This window comes from Vibrio sp. NH-UV-68, assembly GCF_042940635.1.
Classification (GTDB): domain Bacteria; phylum Pseudomonadota; class Gammaproteobacteria; order Enterobacterales; family Vibrionaceae; genus Vibrio; species Vibrio pacinii.
The window spans coordinates 1,305,886-1,322,445 of record NZ_CP134976.1 but is presented as its reverse complement, the minus strand read 5'-3'; the positions used below and the strand labels follow the sequence as shown (position 1 = coordinate 1,322,445).

The 16,560-nt window shown below is 43.5% G+C and carries 21 protein-coding genes; 15 read left to right on the top strand and 6 right to left on the bottom strand.

Going from position 1 to position 16,560, the window contains the following annotated elements:
• Positions 1 to 124 precede the first annotated feature (124 nt).
• Positions 125 to 601, top strand: coding sequence for a GNAT family N-acetyltransferase (locus ViNHUV68_RS20155; RefSeq protein ID WP_391090956.1), 477 nt, complete (start codon positions 125 to 127; stop codon positions 599 to 601).
• Positions 602 to 738: 137 nt separating this feature from the next.
• On the opposite strand, the gene ViNHUV68_RS20150 is transcribed toward ViNHUV68_RS20155, so the two are convergent.
• Both ViNHUV68_RS20150 and ViNHUV68_RS20145 read right to left on the bottom strand, forming a co-directional pair.
• A complete protein-coding gene (locus tag ViNHUV68_RS20150) occupies positions 739 to 1,017 on the bottom strand; it encodes a type II toxin-antitoxin system mRNA interferase toxin, RelE/StbE family (protein WP_038177584.1) in 279 nt (92 codons plus the stop codon).
• Positions 1,014 to 1,298 carry a type II toxin-antitoxin system RelB/DinJ family antitoxin gene (locus tag ViNHUV68_RS20145; protein WP_038177585.1) on the bottom strand — a complete coding sequence of 95 codons (285 nt, stop codon included), beginning with the start codon at positions 1,296 to 1,298 and terminating at the stop codon, positions 1,014 to 1,016. The genes ViNHUV68_RS20150 and ViNHUV68_RS20145 overlap by 4 nt, the downstream gene beginning before the upstream one ends.
• Before the next feature lie 1,217 nt (positions 1,299 to 2,515).
• Here ViNHUV68_RS20145 and ViNHUV68_RS20140 point away from each other — a divergent pair.
• Positions 2,516 to 2,998: a tetratricopeptide repeat protein gene (locus tag ViNHUV68_RS20140; RefSeq protein ID WP_391090953.1), complete on the top strand. Its 483-nt coding sequence runs from the start codon at positions 2,516 to 2,518 to the stop codon at positions 2,996 to 2,998.
• Between the two features lie 139 nt (positions 2,999 to 3,137).
• On the opposite strand, the gene ViNHUV68_RS20135 is transcribed toward ViNHUV68_RS20140, so the two are convergent.
• Positions 3,138 to 3,374, bottom strand: coding sequence for a winged helix-turn-helix transcriptional regulator (locus ViNHUV68_RS20135; RefSeq protein WP_391091882.1), 237 nt, complete (start codon positions 3,372 to 3,374; stop codon positions 3,138 to 3,140).
• 182 nt (positions 3,375 to 3,556) lie between these two features.
• On the opposite strand from ViNHUV68_RS20135, the gene ViNHUV68_RS20130 reads away from it, so the two are divergent.
• The 9 genes from ViNHUV68_RS20130 (at position 3,557) to soxR (ending at position 11,329) form a co-directional block, all read left to right on the top strand.
• Positions 3,557 to 3,844, top strand: a complete 288-nt coding sequence (locus tag ViNHUV68_RS20130; protein WP_391090951.1) for a YciI family protein — start codon at positions 3,557 to 3,559, stop codon at positions 3,842 to 3,844.
• 138 nt (positions 3,845 to 3,982) lie between these two features.
• Positions 3,983 to 4,558 (top strand): hypothetical protein, encoded by a 576-nt coding sequence (locus ViNHUV68_RS20125; protein WP_258428509.1) that lies wholly within the window; start codon positions 3,983 to 3,985, stop codon positions 4,556 to 4,558.
• A 310-nt stretch (positions 4,559 to 4,868) separates the two neighbouring features.
• A complete protein-coding gene (locus ViNHUV68_RS20120) occupies positions 4,869 to 5,177 on the top strand; it encodes a transposase (RefSeq protein ID WP_038887895.1) in 309 nt (102 codons plus the stop codon).
• Positions 5,174 to 6,025 (top strand): IS3 family transposase, encoded by an 852-nt coding sequence (locus tag ViNHUV68_RS20115; protein ID WP_391090949.1) that lies wholly within the window; start codon positions 5,174 to 5,176, stop codon positions 6,023 to 6,025. Before ViNHUV68_RS20120 ends, ViNHUV68_RS20115 begins: the two co-directional genes overlap by 4 nt.
• A gap of 152 nt (positions 6,026 to 6,177) precedes the next feature.
• Positions 6,178 to 7,017 (top strand): PAAR domain-containing protein, encoded by an 840-nt coding sequence (locus ViNHUV68_RS20110; RefSeq protein WP_391090947.1) that lies wholly within the window; start codon positions 6,178 to 6,180, stop codon positions 7,015 to 7,017.
• Between the two features lie 306 nt (positions 7,018 to 7,323).
• The gene (locus ViNHUV68_RS20105) at positions 7,324 to 7,803 is read left to right on the top strand and encodes a DUF1456 family protein (RefSeq protein ID WP_038176010.1); all 480 of its coding nucleotides are present in this window, start codon (positions 7,324 to 7,326) and stop codon (positions 7,801 to 7,803) included.
• A gap of 201 nt (positions 7,804 to 8,004) precedes the next feature.
• Positions 8,005 to 8,295, top strand: a complete 291-nt coding sequence (locus ViNHUV68_RS20100; RefSeq protein WP_084185996.1) for a YkgJ family cysteine cluster protein — start codon at positions 8,005 to 8,007, stop codon at positions 8,293 to 8,295.
• Positions 8,296 to 8,677: 382 nt separating this feature from the next.
• Entirely contained in the window at positions 8,678 to 10,591 is a 1,914-nt protein-coding gene (locus ViNHUV68_RS20095; protein ID WP_391091881.1) for a methyl-accepting chemotaxis protein, read from the top strand.
• 270 nt (positions 10,592 to 10,861) lie between these two features.
• On the top strand, positions 10,862 to 11,329 hold the full coding sequence (gene soxR, locus ViNHUV68_RS20090; protein WP_391090944.1) for a redox-sensitive transcriptional activator SoxR: 468 nt from the start codon (positions 10,862 to 10,864) through the stop codon (positions 11,327 to 11,329).
• Here the strand turns inward: soxR and ViNHUV68_RS20085 are convergent.
• Positions 11,300 to 12,175 (bottom strand): AEC family transporter, encoded by an 876-nt coding sequence (locus ViNHUV68_RS20085; RefSeq protein WP_391090942.1) that lies wholly within the window; start codon positions 12,173 to 12,175, stop codon positions 11,300 to 11,302. The two genes, soxR and ViNHUV68_RS20085, sit on opposite strands and share 30 nt — an antisense overlap.
• A 290-nt stretch (positions 12,176 to 12,465) precedes the next feature.
• Here ViNHUV68_RS20085 and ViNHUV68_RS20080 point away from each other — a divergent pair, with 290 nt between their 5' ends.
• Together ViNHUV68_RS20080 and ViNHUV68_RS20075 are read left to right on the top strand one after the other, a co-directional pair.
• The gene (locus ViNHUV68_RS20080; protein ID WP_391091880.1) at positions 12,466 to 12,948 is read left to right on the top strand and encodes a fasciclin domain-containing protein; all 483 of its coding nucleotides are present in this window, start codon (positions 12,466 to 12,468) and stop codon (positions 12,946 to 12,948) included.
• A gap of 74 nt (positions 12,949 to 13,022) precedes the next feature.
• Positions 13,023 to 13,712, top strand: a complete 690-nt coding sequence (locus tag ViNHUV68_RS20075; RefSeq protein WP_391090940.1) for a flavin reductase — start codon at positions 13,023 to 13,025, stop codon at positions 13,710 to 13,712.
• A 17-nt stretch (positions 13,713 to 13,729) separates the two neighbouring features.
• Here ViNHUV68_RS20075 and ViNHUV68_RS20070 read toward each other — a convergent pair whose 3' ends face one another.
• Entirely contained in the window at positions 13,730 to 14,209 is a 480-nt protein-coding gene (locus ViNHUV68_RS20070; RefSeq protein WP_038176001.1) for a peptide-methionine (S)-S-oxide reductase, read from the bottom strand.
• Positions 14,210 to 14,452: 243 nt separating this feature from the next.
• Between ViNHUV68_RS20070 and ViNHUV68_RS20065 the strand changes: the two genes are divergently transcribed.
• On the top strand, positions 14,453 to 14,617 hold the full coding sequence (locus ViNHUV68_RS20065) for a DUF2256 domain-containing protein (protein ID WP_391090938.1): 165 nt from the start codon (positions 14,453 to 14,455) through the stop codon (positions 14,615 to 14,617).
• 6 nt (positions 14,618 to 14,623) lie between these two features.
• On the opposite strand, the gene ViNHUV68_RS20060 is transcribed toward ViNHUV68_RS20065, so the two are convergent.
• Positions 14,624 to 15,331 carry an SDR family oxidoreductase gene (locus ViNHUV68_RS20060; RefSeq protein WP_038175999.1) on the bottom strand — a complete coding sequence of 236 codons (708 nt, stop codon included), beginning with the start codon at positions 15,329 to 15,331 and terminating at the stop codon, positions 14,624 to 14,626.
• A gap of 230 nt (positions 15,332 to 15,561) precedes the next feature.
• Here ViNHUV68_RS20060 and ViNHUV68_RS20055 point away from each other — a divergent pair, with 230 nt between their 5' ends.
• Entirely contained in the window at positions 15,562 to 16,557 is a 996-nt protein-coding gene (locus ViNHUV68_RS20055) for an ABC transporter substrate-binding protein (RefSeq protein WP_038175997.1), read from the top strand.
• Positions 16,558 to 16,560: the final 3 nt, after the last annotated feature.

Below are 16,560 nucleotides of genomic sequence, written 5' to 3'. Positions count from 1 at the left end.
TCAAGCAGACCCTCAACGCTTAGCACTTTTGGTTTGCGTTGAATTTCGTGTTGCAGAGCAATGCGGAAAGTTAGCCAGGGCGTTTCGGGCTACTTAATTGGGCGTTATAACCTTAGAGGGAAAAATGGAACTTAGAACATTTCAAAAAGAAGACCATGACCTGCTTATCGGGTGGATCGACTCGAATAAATTGAATTATCAATGGGGTGGTCCAAACTTTGAGTTTCCATTGGATTCAGTGCAAATTTCTAAACATTGTTCTCAAGCACAAGTGTTTCCCTTTATCTTCGTTGTTGCAGGTCAGAGTGCTGGCTATGTTGAACTATTCAAAGTTTCAGTGTCACACTTTAGAATTTGCCGCGTATTTGTTTCGGACAGCTTTCGTGGAAAGGGCATTTCAAAGCTCATGCTTGGTCAGTTAGTCGAGCTAGCAAAAGAAAAATACAGCGCTAGCTTGCTATCACTAGCCGTATTTGAACGAAACATAGTTGCGAGAAGTTGCTATGAGTCTCTTGGTTTTACCGTGACATCGCATGAAAATGGCTCTCGTTCTTTCGACGGTGAGGTTTGGGGTCTTTTACGCATGGAAAAACGGTTATAACAAAGCGTTTAAGGCAGATTCGCAACGCTAGGCATTTTTGGTTTGCTTTGAATTTAGTGTTTACGGCACAATGGTTTAGGTTAGGTGGTAATGTTGCTCACTACTTAACGCAGCGTTAGTTTGCCCACCGGACATAGTCAATCGATGGGGAATTTTTGCTTCTGGTGTAGAACTCGCATTACGCGAATTAATGAGCCTTCAACCCAGTAGGAAACGATCATTGAAATATCGGGGATAATGAGTAGCCGGCCTCGAATGCCGTCACGTTGAACACCCATTAAAGGTTGTTCAAGTAAACTTTCTACTTTAGCTTGAATGATTTCGTCAGTTTTTTCAGCGACGTCAGGATTAAAGTCGTAAAGAAACTCAAAGATCTTCTCACGATCATTTAACGACTCTTCTTCCCATAAAATCATTGCTGACCTCGGCTGCGAATTTTAGCCTTTCGTTCAGCCATTCTCGTTTTTGCTGTTTCATGGTCGACGAATGAAGCTTTTCCTGAGTCAAACTTCTCAAATGCTAAGTTTACTTGTTCAGTTAACCAAGCGTCATGAGATAATGTTTTTCTTTGTTGCTCTGCCATTTGCTCTGTGAGTTCACGGCAAGCATCGCTGAGTGTGCGACCTTGGCTCTCAGCCATTTGCTGAGCTAAGCGTTTAATTTCGTCATCAACGCGAAATTGAATTCTAGTATCCATGAGTTGCTCCTAAACTTGCGTGTGTACAAATGTTAGCACTGACATAAGGTAAGGGCAACTAACAAAGCGTTTAAGAGTGATTCCAAACGCTTGCCGGTTTCGCTTCGCTCAAGTATGGCAAACGCTTGTCACACCTTAACGCAGCGTTAGTTGCCAGTGGTAAAAACGAAACTAAGGCAGAAAATTTAGGGCTAATGAAATTTTCAGTTTTGCTCGATTTTGTCTGGATGTGGTTTGCTGAAATTGTGTTCGATTTTGAATGTTGTGGTTTTGTTTTGCCGTTTCAGACGCGAATGTACTCGTTGAAAGTGAGCTTTGTGACATTGTCTTCCCAAAAGGTCTATTTGGTGCTTTTAGCTAGCTTTCTACGGCGTTGCTACTTCCAAGTGGTTTCAGTGACAGGCGCTTTGAAACTGCGCCTGATTTGAGTTTTTTAACGCGCTCAAAAACGGTGTTGGCAAAGTGGAAATGAACTGGAAATTATCGGTTTAGAATGGCAACTAACAAGGCGTTTAAGGCAGATTCGCAACGCCAAGCATTTTTGGTTTTCTTTGAATTTAGTGTTTATGGCACAATGCTTTAGGTTGGGTGGCAGTGTTGCTCACTACTTAACGCGGCGTTATGTTTACTTGTATTTCAGTGGCTTAAAACTTCTTCGATCTATGTTCTTTGTCCCTTTGGCTGCTCGTTTGAGTACTTCAGCAAATCCGCATTGTCGGCCTAAATTCTTGAATCTCTCAACCTATAAAACATGCCAATATTCGTGGGTTGCTTCATTATCAGGTCGTGGCGGCTGGTTTTAAGTGCCGCTGGCTCTAAGTCGCTTTCAGCGTATTTGCCAAATAGCATGCTAGCTTGGCAGTTGCCTCGGCAATTTGCCATTGTTCTGCGCTGTGGTTGGAAAGAGAGGGCGCTTGTTGAGGCGAAGTCGGGTTGCCTCATTGGGCAGGGAAGTGGACTTATGCGCTTGGTGTTTCGTACCTTTGGCGGCCAAGTGAGTTTGAGCGTGTGACTGACTTCTTGAAATGCGGTCAACAAAGCTGTTCTTTGCCAAATAAATCAGTCATTTGTGGTAAAACATAACAAACAATTCAAGCAGACCCTCAACGCTTAGCACTTTTGGTTTGCGTTGAATTTTGTGTTTACGGCGTCATGCAGAAAGTCAGCCAGGGCGTTTCGGGCTACTTAATTGGGCGTTATAAGCTTTGAGGAAAATTATGGAAAGCATCATCAAACAAGCAATTGAATTGCGGAAACAGGATAAGTATCAAGAGTCGAGAGCTTTGCTAAAAACGCTGCTAAACGATGAAACTTATTCTGCTAAAGCTCACTTGCAAATTGCTTGGTCATACGACAACGAAGGTAAAGAGCAAGAAGCGATTACTCATTATCAGTCATCTCTTTCAGGTCTCTTATCATCGGAAGAAAGGTTTGATGCTTTGTTCGGGCTAGCGAGTACCTATCGAAGTCTGGGCATGTATTCGGAGGCGTTAAGCTATTTTGAGCAAACTCTAATAGAGTATCCTAGTTCTATTGAAGTTCAGCCTTTCTATGCCATGTGTCTTTACAACTTGGGACGTCATAAAGAAGCAACATCATTATTACTCGATCTTTTAGTATCAACCACGAACAGTGATGCAATTAAAGAGTATCAGCGAGCCATTTCTTTATACGCAGAAGATTTAGATAGAACGTGGTAAAACGAAACACGCTTATAACAAGCAATTTAAGAGGGATTCACAACGCTCGGCATTTTTGCTTCTACTTCAAATTTAGTGTTTATGGCACAATGCTTTAGGTTAGTTGGTAGCGTTGTTCACCCCTTAATTGGGCGTTAGGCTACTGTTGTAGTGCATCTTCCCAAGAAGAAGCCCACTCTCTCAAAGGATCAAGGGTTTGCATAAGGGAGTAACCTAGCTCTGTTAGTTGGTAGCCCTCCTCAGAGGTGTAAATGAGCCTTGCTTCTGATAGTTGTTTAATCCTATTGTTCAAAACCGATGGTGACATTCCGTTGCACTGGCTTTGTAGCCCCCTAAAACTCAGAGGTTTTGACCTCAGTTCCCATAATATTCTCATATTCCACTTTGTACCGAGCAGATCAAATGCAGCCATAATAGCGACACCTGAACTTGAGCCTCGAACAACTTTCTTTGGTAGTGGTGTTTTCATAACTCTTGTGCTTCTAAATAAGTAGCGATATAGTTTGCTACGAAATAAGTAGCATTTTACAACTAACCATCTAACAAAGCGAGGCAGTTATGTACTTAGTTGATATGAATTTTACTGATATGAGTAGAATTACTCCGGAGTTGACGGAGCAACATAAAAAATATTTGGAAGGTCAGTATGAGTCTGGTTTATTGATGTTCGGAGGTAGAAAAGTACCTAGAACTGGCGGCATCTTAGTTTCAGCACATCGAACGAAAGAGTCGCTACTTGAAGTATTAGAGTCTGACCCATTCGTTGCAAGTGGTGCAGTAAGTTACATTATTACGGAATTTGTACCAGTTATGGCTTCTGAAGAGTTCGCAGGTATAGTAGCCTAACAAACAATTCAAGCAGACCCTCAACGCTTAGCATTTTGGGTTTGCGTTGGGTTTCGTGTTTATGGAGTAATGCGGGAAGTGAGTCAGTGCGTTTCGGGCTACTTAATTGGGCGTTAGCATTATTTGGAGATAATACGATTGGAAGATGAAGTTCAATATGATTCAGACGGTTATGCAAAGACTCTCGAGAAAGTCCTTACTTTAGCCGAGAAAGAGTATTACGTTCAGTTAGTTGATATAAATCGTCATCAAGTTGTGGTTAGCCGAACAATTCTCTGGCTTCTCGTTGTACTTATAGGTTTCGACTTTGCTTTAATAGATTGGTTTCATTCTTCATTGTCTGGTGAAAACGCGAAAGTTAGTGCGCTAGCAGCTTGTTGGTTTTTTGCAATTGCGGCTGTTGTTGCTGGAGCTATCGCTTTTACGTTTGCTGCATTAGCTATCCCGTCCATTGGGAATTACTCGAAGCTATATACAAATAGTTGGGCGGACTACACAGAAAGTGCTTATAAAAACTGGGAGGATGGGAACTCGTTTGTATATGAAACGGAACTGAGCAATATTCTTTCCAAAGTTGATATTGCATGTAATCAAGGTAGTACAACAAACCATGGGCGAGGAGTTAAGTTACGGATAGCCTCGATAATGGCTATTGTATCTGCAGCACTAACTTGTGTTTCGTTTGTTGTGTTCTCACTAAATTTTTACTTTTAAGGAGCATTTATGACTCAACCCAAAAAACCACCAATGCCAAAGCCTCCACAGCCAATAAAAAATGACACCCGCCACATAGTTACTAGTTCAAAAGATAAGCCTAAGAAAAAATAATGCTAACAAAGCATTTAAGAGTGATTCCCAACGCTTGGCATTTTTCATTCCATCGTTGGGTTTTGTGTTTACGGTGGCATGGTTGGGTTTCGTGGTGGCGTTGCTCACACCTTAATGCGGCGTTAGCTGATCGAGTACCCCACGTTTAGTAGACACTTTACTAAGTTAGATCTAGGGTCTAATTGAGAGGTGATTTATGGCTAAACATCGTAATCCAGCGTACACCGAAGAGTTCCGCAAAGAAGCAGTGCGCCTGGCCAGTCTTCCTGGCCGAACAGCAGTCTCCGTTGCTAAGGAACTGGGCATCAGTGCCCAGCAAATCCGGAACTGGAAGCGCCAGTTCACACGCCTATCTGATAAACAGTTTAACACCTTAGACGGTGTCGATTATTCGAAGAAAGAGTCCGAAGAACTCCGAGCGCTAAGGCGCGAGAACAAGCGTCTACGTGATGAGATGGAATTCCTAAAAAAGGTGTCGGCGTACTTCGCGAAGAACCAAGAGTGAAGTACGAGTATATCGAAAGTTATGTTGGGGAATACAAAGTTACCCATATGTGTCACGCCCTTGATGTATCGCCAAGTGGTTATTACAAGTGGTTGAATCGAGAGCTAAGTGAACGCTCAAAGCGGCGGTGCCGTTTTGAACAGTTAGTCATGTGCACCTTTGCAAAGCATCGTGCTCGTTATGGTTCTGTGCGAATTACCGATGAGTTGAACGAAGCAGGGTATGCCTGTTGCGTTAACTATGTTACTGATATTATGAAAGAAAAGGGTATCAAAGCGCGCAACGGTAAAGGGTTCAAATACACTAAGGATGTTGCCGCGATGACGAATGTAGCTGATAATTTATTACGTAGAGACTTTGAAGCAGCGCGCCCTAATCAAAAATGGGTGACGGACATTACGTACATCTGGGTGAAGAGCCGTTGGCTCTACCTAGCGACGGTTCTGGACTTGCATTCACGCCGTATTGTTGGTTGGTCGTTAGATACGACGATGACGGTTCAACTGATTACGAATGCCCTGAAAATGGCGTTTAAGTCACGTAAGCCGTCTAAGGGCGTCATAATCCATTCAGACCGTGGTGTACAATACAGAGCACATGACTATCAGGACTTCATGCGTAAGCATGGTGGCGTGCCGAGCATGAGCCGTAAGGGCAACTGCTGGGATAATGCGGTGATGGAGTCGTTTTACAGTCGACTGAAAGTCGAGCTGATATATGCAGAAGATTACCAGAATATCGAAGAAGCTCGAATGGGGATCTTTGAATACATCGAGATCTATTACAATCGAAATAGAAAGCACTCAGCGTTGGGCTACGTAAGTCCAGTTGCGTTTGAAAGTGTGTAGTTATGTTGTGTCCACTTTTCGTGGGGTACACTAGTTTAATCGAAAATATCAAAATTTTGTCAATAGACCGGATAGTGTGACTCTCTGTGAAAAGCGTGTGATTCCAATCCGTTATACTGCTTGCATATTTATCTCAAAAAAGAAATATAAGTATGTACAGTGTTGGTATAGGTACAAAAACCTCTACAGGTGGTGAAGTTGTAGAGGGAAATGCAGGCATTCAGTTCAATGGCCTTGTTGCCAGTTCAATAGATCATCAAGCCACTTGTAAGAAATGTAATGGAAGTGGTCCTATTGTGCCTGTTGGCCCAAGGGATGCAAATTTACCGGCAGGGCCAGCGGCAAGAATAGGGGATTATGTTGACTGTGGTTGCCTACCAAACTCTAATGTCTTAGTCGGCTCCAGTTCGGTTTCAGTTGATGCTGCGCAAGCTAGCGGCGAAGAAAATCCAGCCTTTGCCCCTCAGGGGCAACAACAGCAGCAATCGTCACAAGGGTTAGATGCTGATGCACCAGTCTTTGTCCCTCAGTGGCAACAACAGCAGCAATCGTCACAAGGGTTAGATGCTGATGCACCAGTCTTTGTCCCTCAGTGGCAACAACAGCAGCAATCGTCACAAGGGTTAGATGCTGATGCACCAGTCTTTGTCCCTCAGTGGCAACAACAGCAGCAATCGTCACAAGGATTAGATGTTGATGCACCAGTCTTTGTCCCTCAGGGGCAACAACCGCGTATCGCTAATGGTACCCCAGTGGATCCTCAGCTTTTGAATCAAATAATAAATCTATCCCCAATCCAACAAGGCCAATATCAAATTATAGGACAATGGCATGAGGGGTTTGAACCTTGGGCGCACGAGCGTGGCATTAATAACGGAATGATTGCTCACTTTAACGTTCAAGCGGTCAATGGACGAATGTTGCATGTTTATTACAATGCATTTTGTCAACTAGAAGTTGTTGGGATTGGAGAGTGTCCTCTAGGCTATTAAAAAATGTTTATTACATTTGTTAACAGCTCTAAAATCGGAATCTATACGAAATGTGATGAAGCGAAATACACTAACAAGGCGTTTAAGGCAGATTCGCAACGCTAGGCATTTTCGGTTTGCTTTGAATTTAGTGTTTACGGCACAATGGTTTAGGTTAGGTGGCAATGTTGCTCACTACTTAACGCGGCGTTATACCAGTTAGCCGAATGACACAATTGGTAGGGGGTTGACCATATGTCTGATAGAATCCACGTCTTCCAGTAATCACGTTGATAGCACTGGATTTACCTAAGACTAGGAACTATTTTGACCAATAATGATATTTTACGCCGTATACGCTATACATTTGATTTAAAAGATAACGCAATGAGCGAAATCTTCTCTTTAGCCGACCTGAATGTGACAGATGTACAGATCACTGGCTGGCTTAAAAAAGAAGATGATGAATCTTTTGTTGAACTGAGCGACACTGAATTGGCGATATTTCTCAATGGTTTTATCAATTTTAAACGTGGCAAACGCGAAGGTGAACAGCCTAAGCCTGAAGATAAATTGAGCAATAACATCGTATTTCAAAAATTACGAATTGCGTTGAACATGAAAGCCGAAGATATTCTTGATGTGTTACAGCTTATCGATTTTCGTTTAAGCAAGCATGAACTCAGTGCGTTTTTCCGTAAACCTGACAACAAGCACTATCGAGAATGCAAAGATCAAGTGCTACGAAACTTTTTGTTAGGACTTCAACGCCAACTGCGCCCAAATGACGACGAATCAGAGTCTTAGTATTCTCGCAAGGCAAATTAAGCCCCTAGGATATGATAACCCATGTTCTAGGAGCTGGTTTCTCACTTGATACCGGACAAACTCCAATATGCACACCGTAAGTTTAGGTATTTTGGTTCAAAAATCGCGTGACTTGTAGCAGTTTAAGATAGTTATATTAGATTTAAGATATCACAGCCAATTAGTAAAAATTAATCACCCATGAATATACCAATTAAAAGCACTTATCCCTCTGATGTCTCGTGTTCAAACTGCAAAGCGTGCTGTTGTCGTCTTGAAGTTATGATTATTTCAGACACGGGCGTACCTGAAGAGTTTATCTTACGTGACCAATATGGTGGCGAGACAATGAGACGATTAAATGATGGTTGGTGTGCGGCTCTAGACAGAGAAACACTGATGTGCTCTATTTACGAAAATAGGCCTTGGATATGTCGCGAATTTGAAATGGGATCTTATGAGTGCATTGATGAAAGAGTGAAGTTTTTATAAACATAGCTCCAGTTCTGATTGCTAGAACAGAGATGTTTGGAGCAGTATTAATAGTATAAAAACTTGGTTGGATCCAAGTTGTAGAAAGTCAGTTCTAGCCTTTCTGAAATCTCACACCCGCCAAATGAAATTGGATCGACGTTTAAGCGGCGATTCTCTACTGGACCGTGAAGTCCGGCATGTTGTCCCTTGTGTAATCTCCCTTGTAATCAGTGTTTATTTACACCATCAACATCACTTATTAACAATAGTTCCACGCTAGATCTGGATTTTTCCCAGTTAACGGCCACACTTAGTTACAAATTTAATTATAAAGTTTAGTCAGGCTCTATTGCCGTTTAGGCATTGTCTTTAGCACATATTGTATAAGGAATTATCAGTGATGCGAAACTTAGGATTTAAGACACTACTGCTTATTTCAATTATCGCTTTAGTGGTGGTGTCGGTATCGTCATCAAGTTACGTTGCTTATGTAAAAGAGCGAGATGTTTTGATCGATCTTATTACTAACAGTAACCGAAATTATGTTGATGCGGAAGCAGAGCAAATCGCGACCCGCTTACAACAGAAAGTGTCAGGGATAGAAAAACTCGGCCAGCGTTTTCAAAACGCACCTATCGAGGGAGGGCCGCAAGACTTTATTATGATGACACATACGATTGCAGCAGCGATGAACTTAAACAGTTCAGTGGTAGCATTTACCAATGGTGATGCCTACTGGAACCAAACAGGCAGTAGTTGGCCAAACAACAAATATGCCGGTGATGTCACGACTCAAAGTTGGTATCAGGCGGGGCGTCAAGCTGTATCCACTAGTGTCACAGAGCCGTATGCAGATTCTGATGACTCAAGCATTTTCTGGGTGTCGATCGTACGCAAAACTTTTAGCGGTATGATTTCGGCGGATATGCAATTGGGCTTTCTCAATGAGATTGTTAAGTCTGCCAACGAGGTTGCGGGGAAAACGGCAATAATTCTCAATCATGACGGCACGATATTAGCCTCGTCAATACAAAATGTGAAAGCTGGTGATAACGCTGAGCGTTATGCATGGCTTAATAACGCGGTCAAGCAGGTGGTAGACAAAGAGGCTAGCCATTTTGAGTCGACTATCAATAACCAAGAGAAATTGTTTTTCTCTCGTAAAATTAAAGTAGCGGATAAAAGTTGGTATCTTTTAGTTGGCTTAGACAAGGAGATCATATTTTCTGAACTTTCCGCAGCCAAGCGTAATGCAGTGATCACGGCTCTGATTGCTACCTTTGTCAGTATCGTAATAGCGTTAATCATACTCCGTGTACTATATCGTCCAATTTTGGTGCTGAAAGAGACTATTGTTGGCTTGAGCCAAGGCAATGGCGATCTCACCCAAAGAATTGAAGTGAAAACCAACGATGATCTCGGGCAGATTTCTCAAGGGGTTAACGCCTTTATTGAAAGTTTGCAATCTATGATGCTAGAAATTCGTCAGGTCACGGATCATCTCAATGAAAACGTCGACCGAATGAAGGACCAAAGCCAACGCAATAGCATCATATTACAAAACCACGTCCAAGAGACAGAGCAAGTGGTAACGGCTATTGAAGAGATGAATTCAACGGCAGACTCGATGGCAACTGACGCAGCTAACACGGCAGAGTTGACCAATAAAGCGAGTGAGGCCAGCAACGAGTCAAAACGAACAGTTAATCAAGCCCAAGCCAACGTGCAAGAACTGGTCGACGATGTAAGTGCTGCCTCTGAAAATGTTAATAAGATGGCGTCAGAAACGGATGATATCAACACCATCTTAGGTGTTATTGGTGATATTGCCGAGCAAACCAACTTGCTTGCGCTCAACGCTGCTATCGAAGCTGCGCGTGCAGGTGAACAGGGTCGAGGTTTTGCGGTAGTTGCAGATGAAGTTCGGAATTTGGCCAGCCGTACTAAGACTAGCACTGAAGAGATAGAAACGGCGCTAGCGAGTTTGCAACGTGGCAGTCAGTCAGTTGTGAGTTCGATGGAGACGACCAAGCAGAAATGTGCTCAAACCGCTGAAGGTGCTGGCGAAGTGGCAGGAAGTCTTGATGTTATGGCTCAATTTGTCACCGATATTAATGACCTCAGTACTCAAATTGCCACTGCGGCAGAAGAGCAAAGTAGCGTTACCCAAGAGCTTAGTCGCAACATGTCGGCCATCAACGATATCGTTGGTGAGCTAGACAGCAACGGTCAGCAAGCGCTAGAAGAGGCGCAAACCATTTCAACGATGAACCAAACACTCACTGATATTGTAAGGCGTTTTAAGCTTAGTTAAACCAAAATCTATATGGTAATCAAAGGCGCGTTGAGCGCCTTTTTGATGTTGTAGCTATGTGACTCTGAAGTAGAGAAAAGTGCTAATCATTAATAACCCAATCCAATACTATCAAAATATTTCGCTCAAATAGTGCTGAGTGCTATCGGTTATTTGGCTTCGCAGTCTCTTCCCCTATTGTGCTTTCCTTGTGCAAAATTACTCACTTACTGTTAATCTAAAAGCTCAAGTTAACTTAAGGAAAAGGGTGTTTAACACCGAGGGACAAATATGGATTTGAGTGTTGGTGAGGTGGCAAAGCGCGCTGGAGTCAAAGTATCTGCGCTGCATTTTTATGAGCAAAAAGGGTTAATTCATAGTTGGCGTAATCAAGGTAATCAGCGTCGTTATGATCGCAGTGTATTACGCCGAATCGCTGTGATTAAAGCTGCGCAAGAGGTTGGATTAACGTTAGAAGAGATCGTGCAGTCGTTAGCATATTTGCCCAAACATAAGGCCCCGAGTCGACGAGAATGGGAACAGATGGCTTCAGGTTGGAAACAGATGTTAGAACACAGAATTTTGCAACTGCAAGCCTTACAACAAGATCTCGGTGGCTGTATTGGTTGCGGTTGCTTATCGATGGACTCATGCGCTATCTATAACCCAAAAGATATTCGTGCTGAAACTTTCCAAGGAAAAACCATGCTTACTCATCCGGAAGAGTGGTTACAAGGACAAAGCAAATCCGAGCAATAGTGGCAAGGTTAAGATGCTAAAAAAATTACCAAACAGAACCATCGAAGCGACTTTCGCCGGTTCAATATTAAAGCGTTCTGCGAACAGGTAGTTCATGACCGCGGGTGGCAGCATAGTAAACAGAACCATCATTTGCAATTGCAAGGTTGGCAGCGGAATAAACCAATAGATAACCGCAAACGCAATGGCGCCAGTTAATAACGATTGCAAGGTGCAGAGTAAACCGATTTTCAATCCACTTAGACGCAGATGACACATCTGAGCGCCGAGTGAGAGTAACATGACGGGGACCGCAGCTTGCCCGAGTAGCGCGGTGGCTTCGTAGAGCGGCGTCCACACGGAAAATCCGCCAAGGTTAATGACTAACGCGGCAATGGCGGCAAGGAAAATCGGCATTTTGATGATCTTCTTAAATGGGTTACCTTCACTTAATAATGCAAGGCCTAGACTAATATGAATACAGGCCGACACAACAAACAGCAGTACCGCCGAAGCCAGTGCACTGTCACCAAACGTGTAAGTAAAAAGGGGAATGGCAAGGTTACCGCTGTTGCGAAACATGTGGGGTGGCGCCCAAGCTTTAAAACTCAGTCCAGACAGCTTACACAATGGGATCATGACTAACCCAGGAAGTAGTACCGCGACAAAAGAGGCGGAGAGCAGAGGCACTTGTTCTGTATCAAGTGGCATTAACACAAGCGATGAGAACACCAGAGCAGGGGTAAAGGTGTCCATGTTAATACGGTTTATGGGTTGAAAATCAGGTTTGAGCCACTTTCCCACACAAAAGCCAACGGTCACTAATGCAAAGACTGGGAACAGTATTCCGACCACTTGTTCTAACATGCCTCACCCTGATGTAATTGTTATTGTTAACGATCAAATTACCTGATTTTTGTGCATTAAAACAGCGTCATAGTGATCAATGATCGACGTCTCATCACGATTTTAACAAACCTAGTTACTGCAATTAACACCAAGGGTATTTAAAGGCCCCTAACAAAGATACTTACTCCTTGGTCTTCGAAGTCGGTGATCGATTGTGCGCAAGTCAGCGTAACAGGTTTTGAGTCAACGCGAAGCCTAACAGGGCTTGGCCTGAAAAAACAAAGGAAGGAATCATGTTTAAATACACAATGTCGCTAGTTACCGCTCTATTTGCACTTTTCGCTTTTGTTCTACCAGTGCAAGCTCATGACCATGGAATGAAAGCCGATATCGTTGATGTCGCTGCAGATAATGGTTCGTTCAACACACTCGTCGCAGCCGTCAAGGCGGCAGGTTTAGTCGATACCTTGAAAGGCGAAGGCCCGTTTACCGTGTTTGCTCCAACTGATGATGCGTTCGACAAATTGCCCGAAGGCACAGTTGAGTCACTGCTGATGCCTGAAAATAAAGATAAGCTAATTGCTGTGTTGACGTATCACGTGGTGGCTGGGAAAGTTATGGCAGCGGATGTTGTCAAGTTAGATAAAGCAACCACGGTACAAGGTCAGGATATCACGATCAAAGTGATGAATGGCAAGGTGATGGTAGATAATGCCAATGTTGTAGCGACAGATGTCAAGGCGAGCAATGGTGTGATTCATGTCATTGATACCGTGATACTACCTAAATAATTCGAACAACATTATGGTTAATCTTGGGCAAAGCAAGGCGCTTTGCCCTTGTTTTTTATTTATTGGGAAAAGCTATGCAACAACGCAAATTTACCAGTGAACAGCTCGCACAAATGGAGAGCCGCTACCGTGCGAGGCTTATTAACAGCTTAAGCGGTTTCAAAAGTGCCAACTTGGTCGGTACTATTGACGCGCAAGGGCAAACAAATCTTTCGATAGTCAGCTCTGTCATTCATATTGGGTCAAACCCTCCGCTGTTAGGGTTTATCAACCGTCCCAATTCTGTTGAGCGTCATACCTTAGAGAATATTCTCCAGACTGGCGTATTTACCCTCAATTCGGTTGCTGCTGACTTTGCCCCTTTGGCGCACCAAACTTCAGCACGTTATGCTAAGCAACAAAGTGAATTTGATGCTGTTGGCTTAACCCCACAGTTCGAAACCGGTTTCGATGCCCCGTTTGTGTTGGAGAGCGAGCTTAAAATGGCGTTAACTCTCAAAGAGCATCATAGGATTAAGGTTAACAAGACTGAAATGGTGATTGGCCAAGTTGAACAGATACATCTTCCTTCTGACGCATTAAAAGCGGATGGATATCTTGATGTTGAAGCGATGGATTTAGTCACCCTCAGTGGACTTGATAGTTACCATACGACTCAGCGCTTGTTTCGCCTCGAGTATGCAAAGCCTGATAAAAAGCTGTCGCCACTAACGGTTGACGGCGCAGAGAGTCAATGGCCGAGAGCTCACGATAAGTACTCTTAAGGTAATCATCGTGCCTGCTATTTAGCTCGATATTTGTGTAACAGGTCGATTGGGATATGACAATAATCATTCGGAAAACGTGTCAATCTGTCTTGGTGTTCATCATCACTTTTAACGTAGTTGGTGAGCGCTAGCACTTCAACGGTAATCCTGTCTGCATCTGGTCGGTTGAGAATATACGCTTTGGCTTTGGCAATATGATGCTGGTCATGACTATAGATACCCGTTCGGTACTTTTCACCAATATCTTGTCCTTGCTGATTGACGCTGTAAGGGTCGATGATTTCAAACAAATGGCCGATGAGCTGCTCGAGTGAAATAACGTCACTATTGAATACTGTTTTGACGCATTCTGCATAGCCATCGTACTCTGCTTGAGTCGAGTCACTGGTGCCATTGGCTCGTCCCGCTTCGGTATTGACAACCCCCGGTAGGTGTTTGAAAAACTCTTGTACGCCCCACAAGCATCCACCAGCAAAATAGACCTCTTGTTGCATTTTAGTCTTTCCTCTTATTTAGTCATGGAACGCTTGGTATATTGCCTCTGTTTGAAAGTCGAGTCCACCCTGACCAAAGGGCATTGATGATGCTGTTTTTGAGTTGGCATTTTGCTCTCAAGCGAGGATTACTGCGTAAAAGAGTATTGATTGGCAAAAAAGAAACAAATAAAAGTATGGCAAGATGTCTGATTGAGGTTAAAAATCGGACTAATAGTTTTTCGCCTTACTTCGAGATTTAGCATGCCGAATAAAGTAAAAAAGCAGTACTTACCTAAGAAAATTTGCGCTGCTTGTCAGCGGCCCTTTAATTGGCGTAAAAAGTGGCAGCGCTGTTGGGATGAGGTACGTTATTGTTCAAAACGCTGTCGCTCAGTTGGTGCTCAGCGCTGTGATACTATCGGCTAACGAAGGCTACCATGGTAGCTCCTCACCGCTGTAGCTATAAAATCGGCCACTATGCTCTGGTGTACTGCGCTCTATAATGGCAATCAGATCACGCGCGACATCGTCCGGGGTGAACAGTTTGCCAGTTGGTACATTGGCTTGAAATGGTTTTGACAGCGCAGTGTCTGTTGTTCCGGGGTGGAGGGCAATGATGGTTGCCTTTCGGCAGGTGCGTTGCCATTCTATGGACACTGTTTTTACAATCATATTGAGCGCCGCTTTTGAAGCGCGATAGCTATACCATCCTCCTAATCGATTGTCCTTAATGCTGCCTACTTTGGCTGAGAGTATTGCCATCTTACCCGCCTCACTGCGTTTCAGTATTGGAGTAAAGTACTTGCTCAGTAGCAACGTTGGTAGCGTATTACGCTGGATGTTTTCACTAAAGAAGTCGCTCGATACACTCGCTAAACTTTTCTCCGGGCCTTGATGCTTGTTATGCAAAAATCCAACACAATTTATTATCCAGTCAATATGAGTCAACTGCTCACTTAACTTATGCACTTGGCTTTCGTTACTGACATCGACCTGATGCCAAGTCACTTCATCGGGTTGCGACTGAGGTTGAGTTTGTCGATAGGTCGCGTGCAACTCAGCGCTAGGGTAACGTTGCTGGCAAAGTTGTAAAATGGCACTGCCGATACCGCCACGCCCACCAATGATTAATATTTTCATTTTTATGTCTCAATCTGATGTAAGAACCTGTCGTTCAAATGAACTTGGAGTGTGATTAGTTACGAAAAAAAGGGCTACACGACTCAATATAGACCGAGATGTGTGATCAATCGCAAGATTCTCAATGTTTATCAGGCCCAATCGGCTATCAAATTTAGCTTAAGCCAATAGTGCGTCAATAGTGGTCTAGATTTATATGAGCTAGGTTTCTTAAATTTGGACGTGGTCAGATGCAGGTGTGGTCAAAGAAAAACGGATTGATGTGGAGTGTTATCGTTGTGCTGGCGATATCGGCACTCTACCTCTATCAACGGAAAATGCCGATGACCGTTGCAACGGATCAAGTTAAGATCGGAGTCTCATTGACGCCGCTCTCTTCACCTTTTTTTGTCGCCGAGCAACTGGGGTTGTTTAAACAATATGGACTCAATGTTGCGTTGTTGCCCTGCTCAAGTGGGGTGAGTTGCGCAGATTCTATGCTTAATAGCGATGTCGATTATGCGACCGCCTCGGAATCGGTGGTGATGTTTAAGAGCTTCAAGCAGGATGATATCTTGCTTTTGGCGAGTTTTGTTGAGTCGGATAATGATCTCAAATTGCTCAGCTTAGGTCCGTCAAAAATTAAATCCGTTGCTCAATTAAAAGATAAACGAGTGGGTATTGTGAAAGGGTCGGCGAGTGAGTTCTATTTTGACTCTGTGCTGATTGGTAGTGATTTACGCGAATTGCCTGTGGAGAAAGTCTATTTGTCTGACAAAGAGCTTGTCCCGGCATTGCTCTCATACCGAGTTGACGCCATTTCTGCTTGGGAACCAATGGGTTACCAAACTGACTTACTTTCAGTGGCGCAAGTACACAATTTGGGTATCAATGGGGTCTATCAGCTCTCGTTTAACCTTATTTCTCGGCCTTCTCATCTTGAATTTGCAGGGGATGAACCGGTTCGTTTACTGCAAGCACTCCAAGTGGCAATCGATTGGATTAAAACTCACCCGCAGCAAGCCATCACGCTAGTGTCGCAACGACTTGAGGTGCCTGTAGAACAGATTGACTGGTCTTGGGACGACTATGTTTTTCGCCTATCGCTAGGTAACTCACTGTTATCCAACCTACAATTGCAAGCACGCTGGGCGATAAATAGCGGTTTGGTCAGTAAGTCTCCGCCAGATTTTAGGCGAGTGTTTTACTCATACCCATATCAACAAATGTTAGCAGAAAGGAACTGACGT

Bases quoted from the DNA above. Each gene is read 5' to 3' on its own strand.
- ViNHUV68_RS20155 (WP_391090956.1), top strand. From the start codon at position 125: ATGGAACTTAGAACATTTCAAAAAGAAGACCATGACCTGCTTATCGGG.
- ViNHUV68_RS20150 (WP_038177584.1), bottom strand. From the start codon at position 1,017: ATGATTTTATGGGAAGAAGAGTCGTTAAATGATCGTGAGAAGATCTTT.
- ViNHUV68_RS20145 (WP_038177585.1), bottom strand. From the start codon at position 1,298: ATGGATACTAGAATTCAATTTCGCGTTGATGACGAAATTAAACGCTTA.
- ViNHUV68_RS20140 (WP_391090953.1), top strand. From the start codon at position 2,516: ATGGAAAGCATCATCAAACAAGCAATTGAATTGCGGAAACAGGATAAG.
- ViNHUV68_RS20135 (WP_391091882.1), bottom strand. From the start codon at position 3,374: ATGAGAATATTATGGGAACTGAGGTCAAAACCTCTGAGTTTTAGGGGG.
- ViNHUV68_RS20130 (WP_391090951.1), top strand. From the start codon at position 3,557: ATGTACTTAGTTGATATGAATTTTACTGATATGAGTAGAATTACTCCG.
- ViNHUV68_RS20120 (WP_038887895.1), top strand. From the start codon at position 4,869: ATGGCTAAACATCGTAATCCAGCGTACACCGAAGAGTTCCGCAAAGAA.
- ViNHUV68_RS20110 (WP_391090947.1), top strand. From the start codon at position 6,178: ATGTACAGTGTTGGTATAGGTACAAAAACCTCTACAGGTGGTGAAGTT.
- ViNHUV68_RS20100 (WP_084185996.1), top strand. From the start codon at position 8,005: ATGAATATACCAATTAAAAGCACTTATCCCTCTGATGTCTCGTGTTCA.
- ViNHUV68_RS20095 (WP_391091881.1), top strand. From the start codon at position 8,678: ATGCGAAACTTAGGATTTAAGACACTACTGCTTATTTCAATTATCGCT.
- soxR (WP_391090944.1), top strand. From the start codon at position 10,862: ATGGATTTGAGTGTTGGTGAGGTGGCAAAGCGCGCTGGAGTCAAAGTA.
- ViNHUV68_RS20085 (WP_391090942.1), bottom strand. From the start codon at position 12,175: ATGTTAGAACAAGTGGTCGGAATACTGTTCCCAGTCTTTGCATTAGTG.
- ViNHUV68_RS20080 (WP_391091880.1), top strand. From the start codon at position 12,466: ATGTCGCTAGTTACCGCTCTATTTGCACTTTTCGCTTTTGTTCTACCA.
- ViNHUV68_RS20075 (WP_391090940.1), top strand. From the start codon at position 13,023: ATGCAACAACGCAAATTTACCAGTGAACAGCTCGCACAAATGGAGAGC.
- ViNHUV68_RS20070 (WP_038176001.1), bottom strand. From the start codon at position 14,209: ATGCAACAAGAGGTCTATTTTGCTGGTGGATGCTTGTGGGGCGTACAA.
- ViNHUV68_RS20065 (WP_391090938.1), top strand. From the start codon at position 14,453: ATGCCGAATAAAGTAAAAAAGCAGTACTTACCTAAGAAAATTTGCGCT.
- ViNHUV68_RS20060 (WP_038175999.1), bottom strand. From the start codon at position 15,331: ATGAAAATATTAATCATTGGTGGGCGTGGCGGTATCGGCAGTGCCATT.
- ViNHUV68_RS20055 (WP_038175997.1), top strand. From the start codon at position 15,562: ATGCAGGTGTGGTCAAAGAAAAACGGATTGATGTGGAGTGTTATCGTT.